This is a genomic window from Streptomyces sp. (genome assembly GCF_031178505.1).
GTDB classification, from domain to species: Bacteria; Actinomycetota; Actinomycetes; order Streptomycetales; family Streptomycetaceae; genus Streptomyces; species Streptomyces gulbargensis.
The window spans coordinates 1-3,392 of the sequence record NZ_JAPSIW010000744.1 but is presented as its reverse complement, the minus strand read 5'-3'; the positions used below and the strand labels follow the sequence as shown (position 1 = coordinate 3,392).

Genomic DNA, 3,392 nt, shown 5'->3' with positions numbered 1-3,392 from the left:
GTCCCGTTCACAGTGTCGGTGTACTGGTTGAAGGCCCGGAACTTGTCCGGCACGTCGAAGACCACCCGGCTGGTCCAGTACCGGCAGATCGCTTGCCCCTCGATGGCACCGGTGTGGTCGGCGGGCGCGGGGGTACGGGAGCGGCTGGGCGCCCCGGCCGCCGCCCCGGCCGCGGCGGCCGGGCCCGGCCCGCTGGTCGTGGACTCGCTCGGGAAGCGCTGCCCGATCCCGGTGATCGAGCTGGCGAAGGTGATCGGTGACGTGCCCGTGGGCGGCACGGTCACCGTGCTCGCGGACGACGAGGCGGCGCGGCTGGACATCCCGGCGTGGTGCGAGATGCGGGGCCAGGAGTACGTGGGCGAGGAGCCGTCCCCCCGGGGCGGCACGGGCTACGTGGTGCGCCGCCTGACGTGACCGCCCGGGCGGGGGCGCCGCTCTCGGGGTGCGGGCGGGCACCGGGGACCGGAGGTCCCGCGACCGGCGCCGTCCCGCGTCCCCCCCATGGCTTCGGCCCGGGGGGACGGGTGCGGGCGAGAGGTGGAACCCCTCCGTCAGGCCAGGTGCGCCCGGACCTCGGCGGCGGCCTCGTCGCCGTACGCCTTGGTGAAGCGCTCCATGAAGTGGGCGCGCTGCAGGGTGTACTCCTGGGTGCCGAGGGTCTCGATCACCAGGGTGGCGAGCATGCAGCCGACCTGCGCGGCGCGCTCCAGGCCGACGCCCCAGGACAGGCCGGTGAGGAAGCCGGCGCGGAAGGCGTCGCCGACGCCGGTGGGGTCGACCTTGGCCTTCTCCTCCGGGCAGCCGACCTCGATGGGGGTCTCGCCGGCGCGCTCGATGCGGACGCCGCGGGAGCCGAGGGTGGTCACGCGGTGGCCGACGCGGGAGAGGATCTCCTCGTCGGTCCAGCCGGTCTTCGACTCGATGAGGCCCTTCTCGTACTCGTTGGAGAAGAGGTAGGTGGCGCCGTCGAGGAGGATGCGGATCTCGTCGCCGTTCATGCGCGCGATCTGCTGCGAGAAGTCGGCGGCGAAGGGGATCGCGCGGGCGCGGCACTCCTCGGTGTGGCGGAGCATCGCCTCGGGGTCGTCGGCGCCGATGAGGACGAGGTCGAGGCCGCCGACGCGGTCGGCCACGGCCTTGAGCTCGATCAGCCGGGCCTCGCTCATGGCGCCCGTGTAGAAGGAGCCGATCTGGTTGTGGTCCTTGTCGGTGGTGCAGACGAAGCGGGCGGTGTGCAGGACCTCGGAGATGCGCACCGAGTCGGTGTCGACGCCGTGGCGGTCGAGCCAGGCGCGGTACTCGTCGAAGTCGTAGCCGGCGGCGCCCACGAGGATCGGGCGGCCGCCGAGCTGGCCCATGCCGAAGCAGATGTTCGGCCCGACGCCGCCGCGGCGGACGTCGAGGTTGTCGACGAGGAAGGAGAGCGACACCGTGTGGAGCTGGTCGGCCACGAGCTGGTCGGCGAACCGGCCGGGGAAGGTCATGAGGTGGTCGGTGGCGATGGAGCCGGTGACTGCGATACGCACGGCGGGGTGCTCCTGCGGGAAGGCGGTAATGACAGTTCACGCTACCGGGTGGGAACGGTCCTGCCGAACAGTGGAAACTACCCCAGAGTAGGTCTTTTCTCCGGGCAGTCGTGGTGCGTACGGTGCGGCCATGACGACGTACCCCGCTTCCCGTGAGCGACACGAGTCCGAGCTGAGCCTCGCCGAGCTGCGCGGGGCCGGCGCCCGGATGGCCCCGCACTGGGTGACCCCCGCCGCGCCCGCGCCCGCGCCGGTCTCCCCCGCCCTCATCCACGGCGTGGACGTGCCGGCGGCCTCGGCACGGCTCATCGGCGCGACCGCCGAGTACGGCGACTGACGGAACCGCCGGCGCGGCCGCTCCGTCCCACCGGTGTCCGATCGACACGAGGGAGCGTTGCGGTGAGCGATACGGAGAACGGGCGGAGGCGGCGGACGCTGCTCACCGCCTCGGTGGCGGCGGGTGTGCTGCTCGCCGGCGGCGGTGGCGTGTACCTGGCGGGTTCCGCCGCCGGTGAGGACTCCCGTCCGGCCGCGTCCCCGGCACCGGGGACGGCGGGCGGCGGCGGTACGCCGGGGGGGTCGGACGGCGCGTCCGGGATCGCCCCCGGCGAGCCCGACCCGGGCGGCGGCCCGGCGGGCACCGTCTACACAGCCAAGGGCCCACTCCCCCAGGGGCCCTCCTCGGCCGCGGTCCACCGGCCCGAGGGCCTGGTCACCTCGGCGGAGGTGACCAGGCTGGCCGCGGCACTCGGTGTGCCCGGCACCCCCGTCCTGGAGAAGAAGGTCTGGACGGTACGGCCGGAGAAGGACGCCACGGGGCCGCGCCTGGACGTGACCCGGGAGGCCCCCGGCAGCTGGACGTACTCCTGGCAGCACGGCGGTCCGGCCGGTGACGCCTGCCTCAAGGGCCCGGCCTGCCCGCCGCCGGGCGAGGGACACTCGCCGATCGGCCGGGGCACGCCGGTGAGCGAGGCGGCGGCGAAGGCCGCGGCGGCCCCGGTCCTGAAGGCGCTCGGGCAGGACGACGCCAAGGTGCGGGCGACGCAGGTGATGGACGGCTCGGTCCGCGTGGTGAACGCCGATCCGGTGGTGGGCGGGCTGCCGACGTACGGCTGGTCGACGGGCCTGCACATCGGGCCGGACGGACGGCCGGTCGCGGGCAGCGGGATGCTCAAGGAACCGGTGCGGGGCGAGACGCGGCCGGTGGTGCCGGCGGAGAAGGCCCTGGCCCAGCTGAACGAGGCGTCGAAGGGGTCGGGTCCGATCGGCATCGGGGGCTGTGCGACCGACCCGCCGGCCGTGGCGGACGGCGGGCAGGCCGAGCCGGCCGTGCCGTGTCCGCCCTCGGAGCCCGTCGCACCCCGGGAGGTGCCGGTGACGGGTGCGGTGCTGGGCCTGGCGGCGCAGGACGAGGCGGGCGGGCGGCTGCTGGTGCCGACCTGGCTGTTCACCGCGGACCCGGCGGACGCGGCGCCGTACACCGTCACACGGTCGGCCGTGGTGCCGGAGCGGGCGGAGCCGCCCGCGACGGGCGCGCCGGAGGAGGGCACGGCGCCGGTGCGGAAGGTGGAGTCGTACCGGACGGACGCCGGTGGCCGGAAGCTGACCGTCACCTTCTGGGGCGGGGTGTGCAGCACCTACACGGCGACGGCCGAGGAGACCGGCGGGAAGGTCGCGGTGCGGATCTCCGAGAAGCCGATCGACCCGGACCGGATGTGCGTCATGGTCGCCAAGGAGATCAGCCTGACGGTGACCCTGGACGCGCCGCTGGGCGGCCGGGCCGTGGTGGACGCGGAGAGCGGGCAGACCGTGCCGCGCCGCTGAGCTGGGGCGGAGCACGCGTGAGGGCGGCGGCCCGGGAGGTCC

Annotated in this window: 4 protein-coding genes; 3 read left to right on the top strand and 1 reads right to left on the bottom strand. The window is 75.0% G+C overall.

The annotated features are described in order from the left end of the window. Nucleotides 1-414: sulfurtransferase TusA family protein (locus tag RIF68_RS31570; protein ID WP_309054690.1), on the top strand; the 414-nt coding region annotated here is incomplete at its 5' end. A gap of 137 nt (nt 415-551) precedes the next feature. Here the strand turns inward: RIF68_RS31570 and RIF68_RS31565 are convergent. Continuing rightward, a complete protein-coding gene (locus RIF68_RS31565; RefSeq protein WP_309054689.1) occupies nt 552-1,526 on the bottom strand; it encodes a carbohydrate kinase family protein in 975 nt (324 codons plus the stop codon). Between the two features lie 130 nt (nt 1,527-1,656). Here RIF68_RS31565 and RIF68_RS31560 point away from each other — a divergent pair, with 130 nt between their 5' ends. Together RIF68_RS31560 and RIF68_RS31555 are read left to right on the top strand one after the other, a co-directional pair. Beyond that, nucleotides 1,657-1,863, top strand: a complete 207-nt coding sequence (locus RIF68_RS31560; RefSeq protein WP_309054688.1) for a hypothetical protein — start codon at nt 1,657-1,659, stop codon at nt 1,861-1,863. Between the two features lie 62 nt (nt 1,864-1,925). After that, on the top strand, nt 1,926-3,350 hold the full coding sequence (locus RIF68_RS31555) for a hypothetical protein (RefSeq protein ID WP_309054687.1): 1,425 nt from the start codon (nt 1,926-1,928) through the stop codon (nt 3,348-3,350). The last annotated feature ends 42 nt before the right edge of the window (nt 3,351-3,392 follow it).

Coding starts and splice junctions, on each gene's coding strand:
- RIF68_RS31560 (WP_309054688.1), top strand. CDS start 1,657: ATGACGACGTACCCCGCTTCCCGTGAGCGACACGAGTCCGAGCTGAGC.